The following is a 20,972-nucleotide window of genomic DNA, read 5'->3' as shown; positions in this document are numbered from 1 at the left end:
GAACGTATCCAAGAAAAATTAGGCTACCTGACACCTGCAAAATATGGTGTAATGGCAGCCTAATCAAGGTGTTTTATATGTGTCTCATATGGCTAGGTCAGTCTACATTCCAGCTGCTCTTTTTCAATCTTCATCATCAACAAACTCAGGTTCCACCTTTTCAAGCTTCTCTTCTTTCACAATCGTGAACATCGACGCGGCGTCTTCTTTCTTCGTCGACTCCTTCAACAACTCGACTTTTGCTGTAACGATCTTTTGTCCAAATCGGATAGCAAGTTCGTCGCCCGGTTTTACGACCGATGATGCTTTCGACACTTTCCCGTTAATCGTAATCCGGCCCTGATCGGCTACTTGTTTCGCCAATGTCCGTCGTTTGATCAGGCGTGATACTTTCAAAAATTTATCCAATCTCATTTCTTTTCTTCCCCCTTCGCCCGTTGCCAAAATTCTTCCAATTCGTCTAACGTATAGGCGGAAAATTCACCTCTGCCGTTCTTTACGCTCTGCTCGACGAACGAAAAGCGCCGTTTGAATTTCTCGTTTGCATGCGCCATCGCTTCTTCTGGAGACAGCTTCAAGAACCTCGACAAGTTGACAAGTGTAAATAGGACATCGCCGAGCTCATCGGTCTGGCTCCCTCTCGTTCCATTCTCCACTTCGTCCTTGAATTCCTGCCATTCTTCCTCGAATTTATCGAAAGCGCCTGTTATATCCGGCCAATCAAAGCCTACCTTCGCCGCCTCTTTTTGATAATTAAATGAAGTGAGCAGCGACGAACTATGGCGAGCCTGTCCATCCAACAGTGATTCGGCTTGTGGCTTCTCTTCCTTCTTGATTTCCTGCCAATTTTTCAAAACTTCGTCCGAATTTTCTACATCCCGATCGCCGAACACATGCGGGTGGCGGCGGATCATTTTATCGCCGACTGCCTGCAAAACGTCTTCCATGGCGAAATACCCGTCATCCTCGCCGATTTGCGCATGGAGGAACACTTGTAGCAGCACATCCCCTAGTTCCTCGATGATGCCTTCATCATCCTCCTGGTCAATCGCTTCCAATAGCTCATGCGCTTCCTCAATCAAATACCTCTTCAACGATTCATGCGTCTGCTCGCGGTCCCATGGGCAGCCGTCCGGGGCACGCAACGCGGCGATGATCTCCCGGAATGTCGACCATTCCTTCAAACGTCCCTCGCGCTCCACAACCGGAGGCACATAGACCGTCGTCAAATTGTCGATTTCAGTCTCACGGTCCAACTCGAATAACGGCACAGTCCGAAGCTTTTCCAATGAAGAACCCGCCGCCGTCACAATCGTCACCGGATGGTCATACGCATACTTCTCCATAAGCGAAAGCTTCACTTCAGAAGCGATAAACGAATCATACACTTGGCCGATCAATACATGCTGCGTCATCATAACGTCATCACGTTTCATATCCGTGCCATCGAGCAGTTGGAACCCTTCAATCGGGTCGATCCGGAGCGCTGCAAAGATCGGATCGAGGAAGCTGTTGCCCCCCGCGATTTCAAGCTTTACAATGCCAGCATGTTCTTTTTCAATCAATAACTGCACCGTGCGTTCCGCAACGAGCGGATGCCCTGGCACGACATACGTAACCGCCTTTTCGTTTGCCAGCGACACTAATTTCTCAACAATTTCCTCATACACTTGCTCGAACGAATCGTTTTCAATATAACTATCATCAAAGCTCTCGATTGCCATGCCTTCCGCCCTTAATTCCACGATAGCCGGATGCTGTTCCGTCCTTGCAACGACGAACTCAGCCTCCTTCAGCTTCCGATACGTACCAAGGGAAAGTTGGTCAAGATCCCCGGCGCCAAGACCGATAATCGTAATTGTATTCATCCATTCACCTTCTATTTTTAGTAAGAATCAATTGTATACGGGCCAATCTTTTTCCGAACGGCAGCAAATACCATTCCTTCTCCGCCATTATACGCGATTTCATGACAACGAATAGGAAAACGCCCGCCCCTAGCATGACTGCCGTCAGCGCCGTCAACGTCGCACCAATCCGAGATGACAGGTTGTCGAATAAAACCTGATCCGCTGCAAGCATCCACGGAAAGATAACCGCCGCCATGGCTAGTGTTGCCAGTAGGAGCCAACCGTAAAAACGGAAAGGCGCCAGTTTCATCGGCCACACGGATTTGAAATAAAGCAGCAGCCCGAACGCAATCGCTGCAAATCCGATATTTCCGGCAAGCGCCGCGCCTGTTACATCATAGAACGGAACGAATAATTGATTCGCAATTATTTTCACGACGAGGCCGCCGAGAAGGAGCAGCGTCGGTATTTTCACTTTGCCGGCTCCTTGCAATATGGCGGTCAGCGGCAAGATAAGTGACAGCCAAAAGATCTGAAACGCAAATATAATCAATGCGGCAGAGCCATCCCGCGTCTCGAACAGCATTTCATTCACATATGGCAACACGAACGCAAGCCCGATCGCAGCTGCCCAACCGAATAGAACAGCCGTACGGAATGTTAGCTGAATGAACGGCTCCGCTCCTCGCCCATCCTTTTTCGCAGCATGATGTGCAATAAGCGGGACGGTTGCGAGCGCCAATGTAGATGCAATCAAAATTCCCATTTGGACGAGCGGCTGCCCACGGTCATAGACACCCTTCATTTCCATCGCTGCATCCGCGACAAAGCCTTTCGCAAGCAAACTATTGTAAATCATAAACGAATCTGCCATTTGGAACAGCAGCAGGATGAGTGAGCTTGCACTGACGCTCAAACTGACAAACGTCAATTCCTTCACAATCCGCCACGTATCCACCTGAATACGCGGTCCTTTATGGGCATTTCTATAAAACATGGCAAGAATGACAACGCCTAATGCCTGGCCTATAACAGCGCCCCACATAGCCACTTCGCCAGCCGTGTAAAGGGATGCCCCTGCGCGCACAGCCACCCATGTACCAATGAGGATGATTGCAACCCGCAACACCTGCTCACCTACATTCGAAACGGCAACTGGCGTCATCTGTCCTTCCGATTGGAATGAACCTTTCAATATCGCAAGCATCGGCATGACAAGCACGATATAAGCGCCTGCACGAAGAAGGGATACAAGTTCCGGATCCCCCATGGACTGTGCGAAAAAAGGGGCGAACGCCATAAGAATGACGAAAAACGTTATAGACAATCCGGCTAAATAAAGGAAGGCGACCCGCTTGATCGCTTTCGCTTCCCCGCTGCTTGCGCTTCCCGCGAGCAGCTTCGAAACCGCCACCGCAAATCCGTAAGATGTCCAGATGATGAATATCCCGATGAACGGATACACTTGCTGGTAAATGAAAAACCCTTTATCCCCGACAAGGTTTTGGAACGGAATCCGGTATACTGCCGCCAGCAATTTGACGATAATCGCCGATATCGTCAAAATTGACGCACCTTTCATGAATGTTTTCATATTCCAATCCGCTTTGGACATAACTGCGCCTCTTTCGATGTTTACTGTGTTACTAGTATAGCATTTTCGGCATAATCCGTTCCGTTGGATTGATGAGGTGGGCTTGCAGAAAGCAGGAAGACCTGTTTTCTCCGAGAAGGGCTCATTCTTTCATGGCAAGGGTCCATTTATCCCGAGAAGGGCCCATTCTTTCTGGATGAGTTCTCATTCCAAAAAAACAGCCACACGCTCCGTTGTAAACGAACGTGTGGCTGTTTCATTTCATTTTCCTTAATAAATACAATAAATACGGCGTACCGATGAGCGCGACGATGAGTCCGCTCGGGATATCTTTCGGCGCAATCAATATGCGACCGACAAAGTCCGCCGTCACTAAGAGCAAACCGCCAAGCAAGCCGGAAACGACAAGCAGCGGCAAATGTCGGAAGCCAACTAATCTACGGGCGATATGAGGCGCAACAAGACCAACAAAGCCGATTGTCCCGACGATTGCGACCCCTGCCGTACTAATTGCAACACCTACAATCAATGCCCAGACGCGCGTCGATTTGACGGACAAGCCGAGCCCCGCCGCCACATCATCCCCGAATGTCAATGCGTCCAAGCTGCGTGTCAAATAGACAGCAGGACCGATGAGCAGAACGAGCAGCAATAACGAAAGTTGTACATCCTCCCAGCCTTTTCCGTACGTGCTGCCCGATAGCCAGACGAGCGCCGCTGCGACCGCCAATTTCGCCTTCACGACAAACACTTGCGTTGCGGCGGAACCGAATGCCGAGATCGCGATACCCATCAACGCGACGAGCATCGGCTGGAAATTGTTCTTCCAAGCCGTCAGCATAATAATACCAAGAGCAATCGCCGCTCCTACTACTGCGCCAAGCGGCATATACTGTACAGGGATGGCCGGAAGTGCGACCAAGAGCAACATCGCACCTGCGCCGCCCATCGAGGTGACGCCCAACACACTTGCGTCCGCCAACGGATTCCGTAAGACGCCTTGTAATAAAACACCGGCAAGCGCGAGCATCACTCCGATGATGAAAGCAGTGAGCACACGCGGCACACGGAAATTCCAAACGACCGGCTTCATCCAATCAAGGGACCAAGCCATTCCGTTATAGGAAAATGCCAATACAAAGACAGCGACGATCAAAACAGTGACGATCGAAATGACAACCGGTAATTTGACCGGCTTCAATGTACCGCCCATTTGGCGATCGCCTTTCGTATGCGACTTTGCTGTCCTCCAAGCCAAATAGAGCAGCCAGGGGCCGCCAGCAAGCGCCGTCATCGCACCGACGGGCACTTCCTGTCCGGGCTGAATCAAACGACCGAGCACATCCGCTCCGATCATCATTACAGCCCCCCATAGGAATGACTGGAGAAAGATTTGCAAATGCCCGCGGACGCCTAGCATCCGGACGATATGCGGGGCCATCAAACCGATGAACCCGATCGGACCGACGACACTGACCGTCGTCGCCGCAAGCAAAATCGCGGCCGCCCATGCCAGCAGTTTGACGAAGCGGACATTTTGGCCAAGCGAAGACGCAACATCTTCACCTAACGACAAAATATCCATCGGCTTCGCAATGCCTAACACGGCAATGAACAGGACAACGATCATCGGGCCCGCAAACGTGACGCCGCTCCAATTCAACTGCACAAGCGTACCGGACCCCCATAAAAAGAGGCCGTTCGTCTGATTCTCGAACAACAGCTGCAACGAGCCCGTCATGGAAGCAAACAGCAAAGAGATGATCATCCCCGTCAAGGCGACGCGTACAGGCTCCATCTGCTTCCCTGCCAGAACGACTACGAGGACGGAAGAAAGCACCGCGCCTGCAAGCGCAATGAGAAATGGGAAATCACCGAGAAAAGTCGGAAAGAAAATCATCGACACAACGACAAAGAAATACGCGCCGGCATTGATGCCGAGCGTACTTGCGGACGCCAACGGGTTATTCGTCAACGTCTGCAAGATGGCACCCGCGACAGCAAGCGCACCACCCGCTAAAATGCCGATCGCTAAACGCGGAAGCCGGAGGGAAAGCACGATATCCTGGATGCGCCCCTCCACCCAAACTTCCTTCAATAGCTGGGAAACTGTGTAATCAGCTTGGCCTTGCGTCAGATGGATGAAGGATAAAACGACCAACAGGAAAAGACCGATGATCATAACGAACAACGATCTTTTCCCTGAAGCCTTTCCCGCCATTATTTATTGACCATCGTATCGACGATTCGGTTCAACAAAGTTTCGGCTGATAGCGGACCTCCATACAACCAAGTGTCCGAACCGAGGTTATACAGTCGATCTTCCTTAACAAAATTCAAGTTTTTCCAAACCGCATTTTTTTTCAATTGCTTTTCGTATACATTGTCTTCTTCCTGCACCGTATACAAATAGTTCGCATCCTCGTATTTCGTCAAGCCTTCGACGTTGAATGTACTTGACCCGAATACTTCAAATTGATCCGGTACGTGCACATTTTTCAAGCCGATCTTCTCAAGGATTTGAGAAGCCATGGAATTCGGTGTGAAAACACGAATTTCCGGAGCTTGCGGACCTGTGTAAGCGAGCGTCAAGATGACGTCCTTCGTCTTCAAGTCAGCCTTTTCGATTTCAGCTTTCGCTTCCTCATATTTCTCATCTAAATGCGTCAACACTTTTTCAGCTTCGTCCGTCTTGTCTACAGCCTTCGCGATTTCATTGAAGGTTGTCGTCATTTCCTTGTACAAATCAATGGACTCGTCTTCCGGATATGGATTGAAAATGACTGTCGGAGCGATTTTCTCCAAATCCTTCAGCATCGCATCGTGACGGAAGCTGACACCGATGATCAAATCCGGCTCAATTGCAGCGATTGCCTCCAAATTCGGCTCTTGACGTCCACCGACATCAACGACATCATCGCTCAACTCCGCATCGATATTCACCCAGTTATGGTATTCCTGGATATCTGCCATACCTGCAGGCTGCACGCCGAGAGCAAGCAGATCTTCCGCATACGTCCATTCAAGTACAACGACTTTCTTCGCAGGCTTATCAAGCGTCACTTCGCCGTTCGAACCAACGATCGTTACACTGTTTTCAGTCGTTTTGCCGCCTGCACCCTTCTCACCTGTTTTTTTCGATGAACAACCGGCTACCAGAATCACACTAAGAGCCAGTAATAAAAATGCTTTCATATATCTATTCATATAGTTCCCTCCACACTGATAATCATTATCAGTTAGTAGTGTAATCTTTCGGACTGTCACTTGTAAAGTGTTTTCAATAAATAAATGATTATCATTCTCAATTGATTGAGAATATGGTATGCTTCTAAGTAATGATTCATTCTTTTTAGGATAATTGAAACGGAGGCATTATACATGCACCCTACTATAAATACGAGAGATCTTTCCATCGGTTATGAAGACCGTCTTCTTTTCGAGAATTTGAATTTGGCAATTCCCCGCAGTGAAATTACTGTCTTCGTCGGCAGCAACGGTTGTGGAAAATCCACATTGCTACGTTCGATCGCCCGTTTGTTGAAGCCTTCGGACGGCTCCGTCCTACTGGAAGGGAAAGATATTCATTCCATGTCTTCCCGTAGCGTCGCAAAGAAGATGGGCATCCTCCCTCAAGGACCAGTTTCACCTGAAGGATTGACTGTCCACGATCTCGTCAAACAAGGCCGCTATCCGCACCAATCATGGCTTTCCCGCTGGACGGCGGAAGACACGAAAAAGGTCGAGGCGGCGATGGAAGCGACGAAAATCAGCGACTTGCGCGACCAGGCGATCGATACATTATCGGGCGGCCAGCGCCAGCGTGCGTGGATTGCGATGACGCTTGCCCAGGACACGGATGTCATTCTGTTGGATGAGCCTACGACATATCTTGACATGACCCACCAAATCGAAATTTTGGACCTCTTGTTCGAGTTGAATGAACAAAAGGGCCGCACAATCGTCATGGTGCTCCATGATCTGAATTTGGCTTCCCGTTATGCCCATAATATTGTCGCCATTAAAGACGGGGGCGTTTATGCGCAAGGCAGACCGGAAAACATCATCACTTGCGACCTTGTCCGAGCGGTGTTCGGCATGGAATGCCAAGTGTCGACGGATCCCCTTTTCGGAACGCCGCATTGCGTTCCATACGGCCGTGGACGCTGTGTCGTCCAGCAAGTAAGGAGCAATACAGGTGCCTAAGCTTAACGAAGAGCACATTGCATCGTTAGAACGGTTTGGCATCTTTCTGAACAGGCAGTCTGACGCATTCACGAACGCCCATGCAATTTTGTCGGAAACGGCAAGCACTGAATTATTTTCGGAAATTAAAGCATTAACCGGCGCGCCTACAGACGCCGTGGCGGCTTCCGTTTATTTGAGGAGACACGGTTTCTTCATGACGGGGCTGTTTCATATGCTCAGCAAGTTCAACTTGCTCTTTACCGGCAAATTGGAGGACGTCTCTTTATTCATCGAAAACGGGACGATCCAGTTTACCATTCCGCCTAATTCATTCGAGGACGTCCATGACCGACACGGAACGGTTCGTTTCATTCTTGAGCAGTACGGACATCCAGTTGTCGAATATATGAGCAAGCTCGCGCATGTTTCCAAGCTGATCCTTTGGGAAAATGTATGGGGATATGTGCTATGGATGTATTCCATGCTTCTCAACGAAGACTGTTCTGCTGCACAAAGCGACCTCGATTTCTTAGTGGAAGATGAAACTTGGAAGCCGCATATGAGGCGCTCGCCCTTTAAACAGTATTTGCAGAATGAAGAACCACTTGCCGCTATGGCAAATTACAAACGGACGACTTGCTGCCTATTAAAGGAACTGCCCGATACGGAAAAATGTCCGTATTGCCCGTTAAATAGAATATAAAACAGCCTACCCGCACCGATTATTTTCGGTACGTGGAGGCTGTTTTTTTATTGTTCTGTATATCTAGCTGACTCAACTAACTAACAAATAACTTTTTTCATATTTCATGAGCCAAACTTCAATGTAAAATGTCTAATGTATAGAGAGGAAGTCAAAAAGGGGGGAATTCTCATTGAAAAGTTGATAAAGAAAGCCAAACGGGGAAATAAAACAGCCTTCATCCAATGCATCGAGCCGTATGAAGGGGATTTATACCGAATGGCTTTTGTATATATGAAAAATGAACACGATGCTGTAGATGTTGTCCAAGAAACAATCATAAAAGCTTATGAAAAAATTAATACGTTAAAAGAACCGGCGCACTTTAAAACGTGGCTCATCAAAATAGTCATCAATACTTGTCTCTCTAAATTAAAGCGCTCAGAAAAATTGATACATATTGATGAAAAGCACTTAGCTTCATTACAAATTATGACAACAGATATTTCCCTAAAGCTCACTTTACAAAATTTAATCGAGCAGTTGACAAACGAAGAAAAAAACGTCATTCTGCTTCATTTCTATCAAGGCTATACATTCAAAGAAACAAGCGAACTCTTAGAAATGCCATTAGGTACCGCAAAATCCATCTGCTATCGGGCTTTGAAGAAATTACGCATACAAATTGAGGAGGTAGATTTTTATGAATGAAATCAAAAAATCCATAGAACAAATCCCTCTGCCTGATGATTTACATGAAGTCGCCTATAACCGTTTACAGAAAGCTGCACCTAAAAAGACAAAACGTTGGATGTTGCCGACCGTTGCCGCGCTTTTTTTAATTCTGTGCACTACACCTATCGTTTTTTCTAACTTTATTTCCATAAGCGACTTTTTCGAATCAAAGGATCAAAAAACGGCTGCAATAGATGATTCGATAATAGTGGTGGAATCCGATATGTTTACGATTACGTTAAAACAGTTTGGCGATTTCAAAGAAAACAAACGGTTCATTCATGAACTGAACCATATTCCCTTCACTTTAACTGACAGGGAAATGCTTGATCAATTAATTGAACATGAATTATTACTGCATGAGGCGAAAACCCATGGAATTGTCGTGACGGAGCAAGAGGTATCTGAGTATGCGGAGCAAACAAAGCAGGCAATGGTAGAATCAAACGATCCCATTATGACCCAAATCAATGAGGAATTAGCAAAAAGATTAGGCGTTACAGCAGAAGAATACTTTACACACCCATCTACTTTACAACAATACGAGTCATTGCTCACTTCAAACAATTTTATTTCGGAGCTCTATATAGATGGCGTCTTAAATGATTACTATACACCCGATCAATATAAAGCCGATTTGCATGAAAAATATGCAAATCAGCTAAAAGTGAATCAGGATGTTTTAAAATCAATAAAAGATTGATTATTGCAGGTGTAACATTCCCAAATGCCCCTAAGCACGATGTTGCAGTGTTTAGGGGCTAATCCTTCTTCCTATATAGAAAAAGGGCAGCGATTCACCGTCCCTGTTTAAAACCTTCACCATGCACGTATGAATCGATAACTTCAATATGACTTGGATAATGTCCAGTATGTCCATCAACTCTAAATTTTAATAAGAGATATCCTCCTGTTAATCCATCACTAAACGGCATAAATGCCCATTCATGTGAAAGTATTTGTGCTTCCTCCTGTATAAACTCCATTCCATCCGCTATAGATTTATAAGGGATCAAATGTGAATACTTCATAAGCTCTATGATTACATCTTCTTTTGTACCTGTGTATCCTGTTAGTTGTAGTTCATCGTAAGAATATATTGGGAAGTCCTTTGCTTCAGCTTCGGCCAATTGCAAATCGTTAATAACTGTATTTAGCTGTTCTTCTAAGCTAGAATTCTCTTCTAAAGTTTTATTGATCATACGAGCGTTTTCTTTTAGTTGCTTTTGATAGTTCAAATTGTAGTACGACAACACACAAACCGTTCCTATAAGTAGTATAAGTAATGCATTTTTAACTTTCCTCATCGGTATTCCTTCCCTCTGTTAGTATAGGGATACTATGAAAACAGTACCCATCAACTCTTCGTTTTATGATTATTTCCATGGATTCGCAATATCTTTCATTTCTGGATTTTCCCAGAACTCAGGGCCAGGATAACCAATATATAAATAAAGGTCTTTTTTAGGTGTTTGTGTTGATGCTTTCATTACTTGATACGTCTCCTCTGCGTAGATAAAACGATCGCTATCTCCTTCGTGCGAAATTTTAAATCCATCGTAATCATTAAATAATTCATCAAAATAATTTTTATCTACTTTTCTCACTGTAATTGAATTTACTTTATCATGATTAAAACCGAAACTTGCAACCCCTCCATAATCTAGGTAGAAGTCAGATTCACTTATATCAGACTGCTCGATTATAAAATTAGCACCCAATCGTTCAATTACTTTTGATGGCGAATCACCTATCGTCACGCCAAGTAGATATAAGTATCCTTCTTTTTCAGAGAATGTGGGTTTAGCGAAATCCATATCCGTGTTGGTTGGAGAAGGGTGTTGATTTTTAAGATTCTGTTGCGTCTTGTATAGATACTCTGCTTTTTGTCCCCAGTGATCCTGTCCGGCACGAAATAGGGATAAGTATAGATTCCCATCCATAGACATCGTTGTTGATGCACGTAGTATATGGGAAGTCTCCTTGGAGTAGAATAAACGATTATCATTATCAAGATACCAATGAAATATAAACTTAAATCCACCGTAGTCATTAAATAATTTGTCGAAGTAATCTTCATCTACATTCATGAATACGATTGAATCTAATTTATCTTCAATAAAGTAGAATTTCGTCTGACCCCTATAATTCATTACAACGTCTGCCTCACTGCCGTCCTCTTCACGGTCATCCTCTTGCACGATTGTAAAATTCTCACCAAAGACTTCGATTACTTTTGACTGGGAGTCACCTAACGTTATTCCTTCGAGATAAAATACCCCTTGTTCTTCGGAGAATATAGGTTTTGATAAATCTATGTCTATTTCCGCTGGAGATGGTTGTTCGGCTACAGACGGTTCATTTTCAGTCAATACTTCGGTTAAGACAAAAAGCATTGCGCTCATTGTTACTAAAGCGGCAATTACTGCATATCTCCAATTATGTTTGGGTCTTTTTGATCTGTTTTGGATCTCATTTTCAACGTTTCGCATAACCCTTTTTTTACTTTCCGTTACATCCTTCACTTCAGTAGGAATGAATTTATCCATTTAACAGCGCCTCCCATTCAATTCCTATCAGCTGATTTCTTAATAGCTCCCTACCGCGTCGCAATCGGGTTTTGACTGTACTTTCAGGAATGGCCAAAAGACTTGCAATCGAAGCGATCGTCATTTCGTCAAAATAAAAGTAAATGAGGACCTCACGTTGTTTCAACGGCAATTGAAGAATTGCTTCTCCGATTAGTGTTTCTTCATCCTTTCTAACTAATTCATCTGATTTCATTGCAGGTTCTGTGTGGAATAATTTGTTTTGCAACTTCACCTTTCTATACGTCCAGCTTTTCAAATAATCTTTGCTTTTATTAGCCGTCATTTTTGTTAGGAAAGCTTTTACTTCTCCCCGTTCTTCATAATTACTTTGACTGTCGTAAAACTTTATGAATACCTCCTGTACAATATCTTCTGCCGCTTGGAGATCTTTTACGTAATAATAGGCTAGCCGAATTAAATACTCCGTGTATTGAAACATTAATTCTTTTATTTCATTCGTTCCTGTCACAGCTTCAACCCCTTTCCCTATATAGTAAACGATTCCCAAACTTCCAAGGTTTGTTTTTTCGGAATTATTTTAAATCTATTTCGTTCCGCACTATTCCCGACAAACAAAAACAGCCTACCGGCAGCCCAGCTGTAAAGACAACAAATTTGCACCGTCATTTAAAGAATGATAATTTTGTAGTACGCTATGGAAATATCTGGTCGTTTCATAACTGTTTGATTACACTGCGAAAAGGAAGACGATAATATGATAGATGTTAAATCAATACAAGAGCGAAAGAAATTAAGACTAGCAATTTTAGAAGAACTATATAATCATCATTTCTTTTCACCTTCACAAAACAATTGTTTGATTGTCAAAACGAATGAGTTATATGGGGAAAGAAATAGCGAAAAACACTTAGCTTATCATTATCTTGTTACATCCGGCTATATTCATTTAGATATTTCAGGTGATAGTTCAGTTGTAAGTATTACAGCTAAAGGTATTGATTATGTAGAATCTAATTATGAATAAAATAAATTAACATACAAAAATTGAATGTATCCTATCCACTAAAAAAAAACAGCCCACCCACACCGCTTCTTCCCGGTGCGTGCAGGCTGTTTTTCATTGTTCCATCTGTTTCGCGAGGAAATGCGCTGCGGTTTCTGCTGCTTTTTGTTCAGCTTCCCCGATGAAATGGACTTTCGATAGTAAATAGACGGCGCCAATTGTGTCTCCGCCCGCTACGATTGGGGCGATGAAATAGGATTTCACCTGTTCGACTTGTCCAGGCACCCATTCCACTGCCTTTTCAAGCTTTTCCGTTACAATGGTGCGACCCTTTAAGATGTCTTCCACGTCCGGAGCCAATTGGCGGTTCAAATATTCTTTTTTCGATAATTCGGATACGGCGATCATTTCGTCCCTGTCACTGATCAGGGCGGGTGTTCCTTGGGTTTCGTATAGTGTTTCTGCGTACTCTTTCGCAAATTGACCGAGCTCGAAATAGGGGAATACTTTTTTAATATGACCTCGCCATCCCTGTCGGTGAAGATTTCGAGCGGGTCCCTTCGTATATGCGAATATACATGATGGTCTGTTACAAGCATAGGCAAGAATACGATAGTAAATATAAGTTTTCCTCATTGAAATAGAAATAACCAAATGTTATATTCGTTATAACAGTACTAACAAGGATGTGAAAAGATTGGAATTAATTGAAAGAAAAGTTACCAAGATCGGAAACAGTATTGGAATAACACTGCCTTCAGAGGTTTTAACACAAGCTGGATTATCTCAAGGGGACGACGTACAAATTGAAGTAAAAGACGGAAAGATCATTTTAAAAAAGAAAGAGCATTTACAGCTTCCAGATGGAGTTGACGCTGAATTTATGGACATTCTGAAAGACGTGATTAAGGAGCATGATAAAGCATTTAAAGGGCTAGTGGATAGATAATGGAGAAGATTGTTTACTTAACAACCAATCAAGTAATTGCCATTAATACAGTACAAATTCATCTATATTCACCAAAAGAACCGGTAGGCGTAAAAGATCCCGAACTACTCGACTCTGCAATTAACCGGCCAAAGCAGACAGTATTTGGTTGTGATGCCTACCCCTCAATTCATGAAAAAGCCGCTACTCTCTTTGAATCTATTGCTAAAAATCATGCATTCCACAATGCAAATAAACGAACAGCCCTTGCTTCCCTAATTGTATTTTTGAAACTTAATCACTATAGGTGGACAATGGGAATACAAGAGGAACAGGATTTTACTGTGGACATGGTAAACCATAAATACACATTTGAAGAAATTGTCATCACTATTAAAGAAAACACCGAAGCAATTTAGTGCTGTAAAAGCATACTATCATTCAGCCAATTAAAATCCACTTATGCGGGCGTATTTTATTGTACATATATGCGCCTAATTAATGGACAGCATTTGCCTAGTTTTCAAGCAAAAAACAGCCCACCCGCACCGATTCTTTCCGGTGTGGATAGGCTGTTTTTCATTGTTCCATCTGTTTCGCGAGGAAATGTGCAGCGGTTTCTGCTGCTTTTTGTTCGGCTTCCCCGATGAAATGGACTTTCGATAGTAAATAGACGGCGCCAATTGTGTCTCCGCCCGCTACGATCGGGGCGATGCAATAAGACTTTACTTGCTCGACTTGTCCTGGCACCCATTCCACTGCCTTTTCAAGCTTTTCCGTTACAATGGTACGGCCCTTTAAGATGTCTTCCACGTCCGGAGCCAATTGGCGGTTCAAATAATCTTTTTTCGATAATCCGGATACGGCGATCATTTCATCCCTGTCACTGATCAGGGCGGGTGTTCCGAGGGTTTCGTATAGTGTTTCTGCGTACTCTTTCGCAAATTGACCGAGCTCGGAAATAGGGGAATACTTCTTTAAAATAACCTCGCCATCCCTGTCGGTGAAGATTTCAAGCGGGTCCCCTTCGCGGATGCGAAGCGTCCGTCTGATCTCTTTCGGGATGACCACCCTCCCCAGATCATCAATTCTGCGCACGATTCCTGTTGCTTTCATGCATGATGCCTCACTTTCCAAAAATTAAAACCGTTTTCCGTTCGGATATAGTATGCATCATGCTTGGACATTTTATGCAAAAGTTCCTTTAGACGGAATCTGTGGGAACGGACTCTTTGATGGATGAATATAAAATCCTCATCATCTCTTCAAGGACGTCAAATTCCGTCTTTTTGCCTGTATGGCGTTCATCCACCGTGATGATCAGCCTTCCGTCTTCCATCGTAAAACCGACAGCACGGCCGAATTCCATTGAGTCCGAAACAATTTTAGCTCCGTCCGTTATAGCTGTCCCTTCCTCGGTTAGACGGATTTCGATGACAGCACGCTGCTTTTTAATTGATTCGACACCTGCCATGCGTCCCCATGCTTTCATACGTCCAATCCGCAGCAACAGGTCCGCTTCTAACGGCAAGTCGCCGAAGCGGTCTGTCATCTCATCGACAAGTTCAGAGTAATCCTCTTCGCTTTCGATTGCTTTCACCCGTTTATACATTTGAATCTTCTGGAATCCGTCTTTGATATATGAATCCGGCAAATAGGCATTGACCGGCAAGGAAATCTCTACATCCTGGATTTCCGATTTTACGATGCCCGTCTGCTTCTCCTCGATTGCCTCTTGCAACATTTGTGAGTATAAATCAAAACCGACAGAGTCGATAAAGCCGTGCTGCTGGGAGCCAAGCAAGTTCCCCGCTCCGCGGATCGACAAGTCCCGCATTGCGATTTTGAACCCGGATCCTAGCTCCGTGAATTCTTTGATCGCCTGTAGACGACTTTCCGCCACTTCCGTCAGCACTTTGTCGCGCTGGTAAAGGAAGTAGCCATACGCGACGCGGTTTGAACGTCCAACACGTCCGCGCAGCTGATACAACTGGGATAAGCCCATCCGGTCCGCATCATGGACGATGAGCGTATTGACGTTCGGAATATCAATGCCCGTCTCGATGATCGTCGTCGTGACGAGGACGTCGTATTCGCCTTCCAGGAAGCTCAAGATCACAGATTCCAGCGTCGACTCATTCATTTGTCCGTGCGCAAAGGCGACCCTAGCTTCTGGTACAAGCTGTTTAATTTCATCGACTTTGCGTGTCATATCCTCAACGCGATTGTATAGATAGAACACTTGACCACCGCGCCCCAGTTCGCGCTCGATCGCTTCCCTCACAAGAGCGAAGTTATGCTCCATGACATACGTCTGGACCGGGAAACGGTTCGCTGGAGGCGTTTCGATGACGGATAAATCCCGGACACCGAGCATCGACATATGCAATGTCCGCGGTATCGGCGTCGCTGTCAATGTGAGGACATCCACATTCGTTTTCAGCTGTTTCAGTTTCTCTTTATGTGTCACGCCGAACCGCTGCTCTTCGTCGACGATGAGCAAGCCTAGATCTTTGTAGACGACGTCTTTCGAAAGGAGACGATGGGTGCCGACAACGACATCAATTGTTCCGGCCTTCAACCCTTTCAACGTCTCCGTCTGCTCTTTCCGCGTACGGAAACGGTTCAGTAGCGACACTTCCACCGGAAATCCGGAGAACCGCTCCTTCATCGTCTCGTAATGCTGTTGGGCAAGAATTGTCGTCGGCACAAGGAAAGCGACTTGCTTGCCGTCCGCGACCGCCTTGAACGCTGCCCGGATTGCCACTTCCGTCTTCCCGTATCCGACATCGCCGCAAAGAAGCCGATCCATCGGACGCTCCCGCTCCATATCCTTCTTCACTTCCGCGATAGAACGGAGCTGGTCTTCCGTCTCGTCGTATGGAAACGCGTTTTCAAAGGAACGCTGCAAATCATCGTCAGCCGAAAACGCATACCCTTTTTCAGCTTCACGTTTCGCATAGAGCTTGATCAGATCATCCGCGATGTCCTTGACCGCGGACGACACTTTGCTCTTTGTCTTTTTCCATTCTGCGCCGCCGAGCTTATGGAGTTTCGGCTCCTTCTCCCCGGAAGCGACGTATTTTTGGATTAAATCGATTTGGTCTGCAGGGACGAAAAGTTTGTCCTCCCCACGATAGCGGATATCGAGATAGTCTTTATGGACGCCGCCCACTTCGAGCGTCACGACGCCATAGTATTTACCGATTCCGTGGTGGACGTGGACGATATAGTCGCCCGGTTTGATTTCCGAATAGCTTTTGATGCGCTCCGCGTTCGTCATTTTCTGCGGGCGGGCTTTCCGCTTCGGCTTCCCTTTGAACAGCTCCGCATCCGTAATGACTGCCACGCGATGGAACGGCAATTCAAATCCAGCGGATAAATCCCCTTCAATGATGGAAATCGTTCCTGCATCCGTCGACTTACCGTTCACCACAGCATCCATCTCGTAATCTCTTAGAATCGATTGGACTTTCTTCATCCGCTCTTTCCCATCGGCAATGATGAAGATATTGTATTTCCCTTGCTGCCAGCGTTCCATTTCATTTTTCAACAGGTTCATCTGTCCATGAAATTCCTGCATCGGCTTGCAGGAAAACGAGATGTTTTTCTTTAGGGTGATCCCCGGCACAGCCCGGACGAACAACGATAAGTATGATTTCGGCTGATCGAGCATTTTGTGCATCTCTTCGAATGAAAATGAAATTTTAGCGTCATGAACAATCTTGCCTTCCTCAAGAAGCGTCAGAAACCATTCTTTCTCTTCTTTTTCGAGTGAGGAAGACACTTCAAGGATTCGTCCGATTTCATCGAATAGAACAATTCCGTTCGCTGGAAAATAATCTCCAAGATAGGATGGAACACGGTCCGAAAACGATACATATTTCATCATCCCTTCCGGAGTGATGCCGTCCCGCAAAAGGCCGATGTCCCGGGTGATGTTCATTGTCAGGGATTCCTTCGCCTCTTCATTCTTCATCCGCTTCAAACTTGCACTGAGGGCGTCCTCTAAATTCGAGGCGATTTGATACAGTTCAGCTGTGCCCCATACATGTTCCGTCGCAGGAAGGATCGTCACCTCAGTCAGTTTGTCGGTCGAGCGCTGATCTTCTGCAGAAAATGCCCGGATGGAGTCAACATCTGTGTCGAACAGCTCAATACGAATCGGGTTTTCCATATTCAGTGGATACACGTCCAAAATGCCGCCCCTTAGAGCGAAATCGCCCGGCGCGGTTACCATGTCCTGTCTTCCATAGCCCATTTCCACAAGTCTCCGCGTCCATTCGTCCACATCTATGCTGTCATCCAGGCCGACTGACAAGGAATTATCGAGCCATCTCTCTTTCGGAGGAAGCAGTTTCTTCATTCCCGCAACAGGCGTAATATAAATCCCTTTGCCGATGCGCGCCATATGGTCTAGCGTATCGATCCGGTTCGCGCGCAGTTCATAACTGGACACAGAAAAATCGGCAGCGATCAATTCCTCTGCCGGATACAAATGAACGAGTGAATCGCCGAGCATCTTCACAAGGTCTTCGTATGTACGTTGTGCTTGCAGCATGTTGGGAGTGATGATCAGGATCGGCCTCTGGGCAGACTGTTGGACAGTCTTAAAAAAGACGGCCTTTGCACCGCCCGATAAGCCCGTCAGCAATTGACGGTCCTGTCCTGTTTTCAACTCCTCAACTACCTTATTAATCTCTTTGTCTTGTAGAAATAAATCTATGAGCGCATCCAATGATTATTTGCCTCGCTTTGCAGTAATTAAATTGAAGTGAAAAAAGCTTTGCGCGCACGAAACGCCAAAGCAGAAAATTCTATTGTAACCATTTCCGTAACGCATAGTAATCAGGGTTCATTCGCATTGACTGTTCACATTGTTCACAAATGCAACGAACCGTCATCGAACCGTTTTCATTATACTCCAAGAAATGCTCGCCTTGCCCTTCTTCCGCCTTCTGCAGTTCGCGGATGATGTCTTCGGCAGATGAGAGCGGGATGCTGCCGACCTCGGTGTTGCAATGTCTGCATGAATAACGAATGTCTTTAGGTTTCATCGGTTTCATCGGCCCCCTTTTTAACAAAGTATAGGCGAATGAGACGATGATTATTCCTTATGCACCATTATAGTTATTCATTACTTCTAAAAAGGGGCTCTTCAGCCAATCCTCACAAGCAGCAGCGCTTTTTTCTACCATCTCTTCGATAAGCGGCTGTTCTTCCTTGCTGAACGGGGCCAGTACGTAGTCAGGCACTTTCATGCCGCCTGTAGGACGCCCAATGCCAATGCGGATTCTGTTGAAGGATTCTGAGCCAAGATGGGCAATCAATGATTTCATGCCGTTATGGCCGCCGGCGCTTCCCTTTTGGCGCAATCTTAATTTGCCGGGATCGAGGTCGAGGTCATCATATAGGACGACGATATCTTCGAGCTCCACGTCATAATAATCCATGAGCGGACCGACGCATTCTCCGGACAGGTTCATGTAGGTCAACGGTTTGACGAGCATCACTTTGCCTTCCGGACGGTGGATAATCGTGTAGGCGCCGTTGAATTTCATTTGCATAGCAGGTGCGTCCAGTCGACGGGCCAATTCGTCGATTGCATGGAATCCGACGTTATGTCGGGTTTTTTCATATTGCTTCCCCGGGTTTCCGAGTCCGATAATCATTTTCATAAGGCGTATCTTCCTTTTGAATTAATTAGAAAAAGGGCGCACGCTTTACACGTGCGCTCCAACAGTTCTTTATTATTATTCTTCCTCTTTTTCACCGATGACTTCCGGCTCTGCATCTGCAGCACCCGTGTCAGCCTCAAGCTCTTCCAATTCCTCCTCGGAACGTGGAGCGGAGATGAGGACAAGTGCGTAATCGTCGTCAGTAATAATTTCAAACTTGGATTTCGCACGTACGTCCGCGACTGTAATCGTTTCACCGATTTGCAACTCGGAAATATCTACTTCAAACGACTCAGGAATATCTGAAGGTTTGACTTTGATCGTCACTTCGCGGTTCGGCTGCTGTACGACGCCGCCTTCCTTCTCGCCGACAGATTCGCCGACAAGATGTACCGTAACGTCGACTTCAAGCTCTTCAGACATATCAATCGCTAGGAAGTCCGCATGGCGAATATCGCCTTTCAATGCATCCTCCTGGAAATCATTCAATACGACGTTTAATTGCTTGCCGTCTACTTCAAGCTGGATGACGCCATTGCGTCCAACCTCACGCAATGTTTTTAGCAGCTCACGCTCACTAACGGCAATCGGTGTAGATTCTGTATTATATCCATAAACGACCGAAGGGATGAACCCTTCATTTCTTAGTGCTGTTAATGCTGATCTCGTTTTTGTTTCTCTTGTTTTCGACTGAATTGCTGTACTCATTTGCGTAGTCACCTTTCCTGAAAAAAGTTATTCTATCTCTTGAAATACCCAAAATCAGACGACATGAAACTAACTAGATTGCTTATTCAAACAACGTACTGACAGATTTTTCTTCAAATACACGGATAACTGCTTCTCCCAAAAGCTTAGCAATCGATAATTGCTTGATTTTCGGAGATTTTTTGCTTTCCGGCAATTCGATTGAATTCGTAATGACCAATTCCTTGATTTGTGAATTGTCGATTCTTTCGATAGCAGGGCCGGATAGTACAGGATGTGTACAGCAAGCGTACACTTCCTTCGCGCCATTCTCGATAATCGCGTTCGCTGCGATTGTAATCGTCCCGGCAGTATCAATGATATCATCGATCAGAATAGCTGTTTTCCCTTCGACGTTCCCGACGATGCTCATTACTTCTGCAACGTTTGGACGTGGACGGCGTTTATCGATGATCGCAATTGGGGCTTTCATGCGATCCGCCATTTTCCGTGCACGTGTGACGCCGCCGTGGTCAGGAGATACGATGACAAGTTCGTTCCCCTCCAAGCCTTTTCCTTTGAAGTATTCCGTCAAGATCGGCTCTGCTACGAGATGATCGATCGGAATATCAAAGAAGCCTTGGATTTGCGGTGCGTGCAGATCAATGGCGATAACACGGTCTGCACCCGCTTTTTCAAGCAAGTTTGCGACAAGCTTCGCTGTAATCGGTTCACGGGAACGCGCTTTACGGTCTTGACGTGCATAGCCATAATAAGGCATGACAACATTGATTGTACGTGCGGATGCGCGCATCAATGCGTCAATCATTATAAGGAGCTCCATCAGGTTATCATTGACTGGATAAGAGGTTGATTGGATGACAAAGACATCGCAGCCTCGGATACTTTCTTCGATATTGATTTGAATTTCTCCGTCGCTGAAACGTTTGACGGAGCACTTGCCGAGCGGGCGTCCGATTTCGTCAGCCACTTCTTGCGCAAGTGTTTCGTTTGAATTTAAAGAGAATATCTTCAGTTTATCATTAGGATAATGATTAGCCATCATGGTCCCCCT

At 45.7% G+C, this 20,972-nt stretch carries 21 protein-coding genes and 1 pseudogene; 7 read left to right on the top strand and 15 right to left on the bottom strand.

Translation table 11 applies throughout. The features are described from left to right. Positions 1–123: 123 nt before the first annotated feature. From ACFPTP_RS10495 to ACFPTP_RS10475, 5 genes are all read right to left on the bottom strand, one after another. Positions 124–414: an RNA-binding S4 domain-containing protein gene (locus ACFPTP_RS10495; RefSeq protein WP_381444475.1), complete on the bottom strand. Its 291-nt coding sequence runs from the start codon at positions 412–414 to the stop codon at positions 124–126. Continuing rightward, positions 411–1,868 carry a bifunctional methyltransferase/pyrophosphohydrolase YabN gene (gene yabN, locus ACFPTP_RS10490; RefSeq protein ID WP_381444473.1) on the bottom strand — a complete coding sequence of 486 codons (1,458 nt, stop codon included), beginning with the start codon at positions 1,866–1,868 and terminating at the stop codon, positions 411–413. The genes ACFPTP_RS10495 and yabN overlap by 4 nt, the downstream gene beginning before the upstream one ends. Before the next feature lie 4 nt (positions 1,869–1,872). Then, a complete protein-coding gene (locus ACFPTP_RS10485) occupies positions 1,873–3,465 on the bottom strand; it encodes a putative polysaccharide biosynthesis protein (protein WP_381444471.1) in 1,593 nt (530 codons plus the stop codon). A 235-nt stretch (positions 3,466–3,700) separates the two neighbouring features. Beyond that, complete coding sequence (locus ACFPTP_RS10480; RefSeq protein WP_381444478.1) at positions 3,701–5,626, bottom strand: iron ABC transporter permease; 1,926 nt, start codon at positions 5,624–5,626, stop codon at positions 3,701–3,703. Between the two features lie 38 nt (positions 5,627–5,664). Beyond that, on the bottom strand, positions 5,665–6,651 hold the full coding sequence (locus ACFPTP_RS10475; protein ID WP_381444469.1) for an ABC transporter substrate-binding protein: 987 nt from the start codon (positions 6,649–6,651) through the stop codon (positions 5,665–5,667). Positions 6,652–6,825: 174 nt separating this feature from the next. Here ACFPTP_RS10475 and ACFPTP_RS10470 point away from each other — a divergent pair, with 174 nt between their 5' ends. The 4 genes from ACFPTP_RS10470 (at position 6,826) to ACFPTP_RS10455 (ending at position 9,752) form a co-directional block, all read left to right on the top strand. Continuing rightward, positions 6,826–7,650, top strand: coding sequence for an ABC transporter ATP-binding protein (locus tag ACFPTP_RS10470; RefSeq protein ID WP_381444467.1), 825 nt, complete (start codon positions 6,826–6,828; stop codon positions 7,648–7,650). Continuing rightward, positions 7,643–8,335 carry a hypothetical protein gene (locus ACFPTP_RS10465; protein WP_381444464.1) on the top strand — a complete coding sequence of 231 codons (693 nt, stop codon included), beginning with the start codon at positions 7,643–7,645 and terminating at the stop codon, positions 8,333–8,335. Before ACFPTP_RS10470 ends, ACFPTP_RS10465 begins: the two co-directional genes overlap by 8 nt. Before the next feature lie 135 nt (positions 8,336–8,470). Further along, positions 8,471–9,025, top strand: a complete 555-nt coding sequence (locus tag ACFPTP_RS10460) for an RNA polymerase sigma factor (RefSeq protein WP_381444462.1) — start codon at positions 8,471–8,473, stop codon at positions 9,023–9,025. Further along, positions 9,018–9,752, top strand: a complete 735-nt coding sequence (locus ACFPTP_RS10455; RefSeq protein ID WP_381444459.1) for a SurA N-terminal domain-containing protein — start codon at positions 9,018–9,020, stop codon at positions 9,750–9,752. The genes ACFPTP_RS10460 and ACFPTP_RS10455 overlap by 8 nt, the downstream gene beginning before the upstream one ends. Before the next feature lie 94 nt (positions 9,753–9,846). Here ACFPTP_RS10455 and ACFPTP_RS10450 read toward each other — a convergent pair whose 3' ends face one another. The 3 genes from ACFPTP_RS10450 to ACFPTP_RS10440 form a co-directional block, all read right to left on the bottom strand. Further along, positions 9,847–10,356 carry a CHASE3 domain-containing protein gene (locus tag ACFPTP_RS10450; protein ID WP_381444457.1) on the bottom strand — a complete coding sequence of 170 codons (510 nt, stop codon included), beginning with the start codon at positions 10,354–10,356 and terminating at the stop codon, positions 9,847–9,849. A gap of 69 nt (positions 10,357–10,425) precedes the next feature. Continuing rightward, the gene (locus ACFPTP_RS10445) at positions 10,426–11,598 is read right to left on the bottom strand and encodes a hypothetical protein (protein ID WP_381444454.1); all 1,173 of its coding nucleotides are present in this window, start codon (positions 11,596–11,598) and stop codon (positions 10,426–10,428) included. Beyond that, the gene (locus ACFPTP_RS10440) at positions 11,591–12,109 is read right to left on the bottom strand and encodes a sigma-70 family RNA polymerase sigma factor (RefSeq protein WP_381444452.1); all 519 of its coding nucleotides are present in this window, start codon (positions 12,107–12,109) and stop codon (positions 11,591–11,593) included. Before ACFPTP_RS10440 ends, ACFPTP_RS10445 begins: the two co-directional genes overlap by 8 nt. Positions 12,110–12,355: 246 nt before the next feature. Here ACFPTP_RS10440 and ACFPTP_RS10435 point away from each other — a divergent pair, with 246 nt between their 5' ends. Continuing rightward, positions 12,356–12,625 (top strand): hypothetical protein, encoded by a 270-nt coding sequence (locus ACFPTP_RS10435; RefSeq protein ID WP_381444450.1) that lies wholly within the window; start codon positions 12,356–12,358, stop codon positions 12,623–12,625. Between the two features lie 93 nt (positions 12,626–12,718). Here the strand turns inward: ACFPTP_RS10435 and ACFPTP_RS10430 are convergent. After that, positions 12,719–13,203: pseudogene (locus tag ACFPTP_RS10430) on the bottom strand (stage V sporulation T C-terminal domain-containing protein). Positions 13,204–13,301: 98 nt separating this feature from the next. On the opposite strand from ACFPTP_RS10430, the gene ACFPTP_RS10425 reads away from it, so the two are divergent. Both ACFPTP_RS10425 and ACFPTP_RS10420 read left to right on the top strand, forming a co-directional pair. Next, entirely contained in the window at positions 13,302–13,553 is a 252-nt protein-coding gene (locus tag ACFPTP_RS10425) for an AbrB/MazE/SpoVT family DNA-binding domain-containing protein (protein ID WP_381444448.1), read from the top strand. Beyond that, on the top strand, positions 13,553–13,951 hold the full coding sequence (locus ACFPTP_RS10420) for a type II toxin-antitoxin system death-on-curing family toxin (RefSeq protein ID WP_381444446.1): 399 nt from the start codon (positions 13,553–13,555) through the stop codon (positions 13,949–13,951). Before ACFPTP_RS10425 ends, ACFPTP_RS10420 begins: the two co-directional genes overlap by 1 nt. Positions 13,952–14,111: 160 nt before the next feature. Here ACFPTP_RS10420 and spoVT read toward each other — a convergent pair whose 3' ends face one another. The 6 genes from spoVT to ACFPTP_RS10390 form a co-directional block, all read right to left on the bottom strand. Further along, positions 14,112–14,648 carry a stage V sporulation protein T gene (spoVT, locus tag ACFPTP_RS10415; RefSeq protein ID WP_060205952.1) on the bottom strand — a complete coding sequence of 179 codons (537 nt, stop codon included), beginning with the start codon at positions 14,646–14,648 and terminating at the stop codon, positions 14,112–14,114. Positions 14,649–14,736: 88 nt separating this feature from the next. Beyond that, entirely contained in the window at positions 14,737–18,270 is a 3,534-nt protein-coding gene (mfd, locus tag ACFPTP_RS10410; RefSeq protein WP_381444443.1) for a transcription-repair coupling factor, read from the bottom strand. A gap of 79 nt (positions 18,271–18,349) precedes the next feature. Beyond that, positions 18,350–18,589 (bottom strand): anti-sigma-F factor Fin, encoded by a 240-nt coding sequence (locus ACFPTP_RS10405; protein WP_381444440.1) that lies wholly within the window; start codon positions 18,587–18,589, stop codon positions 18,350–18,352. 57 nt (positions 18,590–18,646) lie between these two features. Continuing rightward, positions 18,647–19,210, bottom strand: coding sequence for an aminoacyl-tRNA hydrolase (pth, locus tag ACFPTP_RS10400; protein WP_381444438.1), 564 nt, complete (start codon positions 19,208–19,210; stop codon positions 18,647–18,649). 75 nt (positions 19,211–19,285) lie between these two features. Further along, positions 19,286–19,918 (bottom strand): 50S ribosomal protein L25/general stress protein Ctc, encoded by a 633-nt coding sequence (locus ACFPTP_RS10395; RefSeq protein WP_381444435.1) that lies wholly within the window; start codon positions 19,916–19,918, stop codon positions 19,286–19,288. Positions 19,919–20,000: 82 nt separating this feature from the next. Then, on the bottom strand, positions 20,001–20,960 hold the full coding sequence (locus ACFPTP_RS10390; RefSeq protein ID WP_252505027.1) for a ribose-phosphate diphosphokinase: 960 nt from the start codon (positions 20,958–20,960) through the stop codon (positions 20,001–20,003). Between the last annotated feature and the right edge of the window lie 12 nt (positions 20,961–20,972).

It is taken from the genome of Sporosarcina koreensis, from assembly GCF_042655825.1.
GTDB classification, from domain to species: Bacteria; Bacillota; Bacilli; order Bacillales_A; family Planococcaceae; genus Sporosarcina; species Sporosarcina koreensis.
This window is presented reverse-complemented; position numbering and strand designations above follow the sequence as displayed.